The sequence below is a fragment of the Streptococcus suis genome (assembly GCF_002964045.1).
In the GTDB taxonomy this organism is placed as follows: Bacteria; Bacillota; Bacilli; order Lactobacillales; family Streptococcaceae; genus Streptococcus; species Streptococcus suis_U.
The window spans coordinates 1-280 of the sequence record NZ_POPB01000271.1; the positions used below are offsets into that span (position 1 = coordinate 1).

The following is a 280-nucleotide window of genomic DNA, read 5'->3' on the forward strand; positions in this document are numbered from 1 at the left end:
TCCCCTTCATCAGACTGCCTGAAAAGACTAGGATGTCGCCAGCTTGCAGGCTATTTTCAATCTGCTGAGTGAATTGGTTGAGCAAATCCTCTGTTAGTTCAAAACCTTTTTCATAAAATAGTACTACATCGCCTGTACTGGTTTCAACATAGATATTACACGTCCGAGTATTCTGGCTATTTTCAACCACGCGCAGGGTATTTCCACTATCAGCATTAAGCTCCTGAATATAACGACCAATCTGACCACCCAAAATAGTATGAATGATGTAGTCTGTCAC

General features: G+C 41.4%; 1 pseudogene. It reads right to left on the reverse strand.

Annotation, left to right across the window (positions count from 1 at the left end):
* Nucleotides 1–280 (reverse strand): annotated as a pseudogene (locus tag C1E99_RS03615) (tagatose-6-phosphate kinase); the annotation flags it as partial.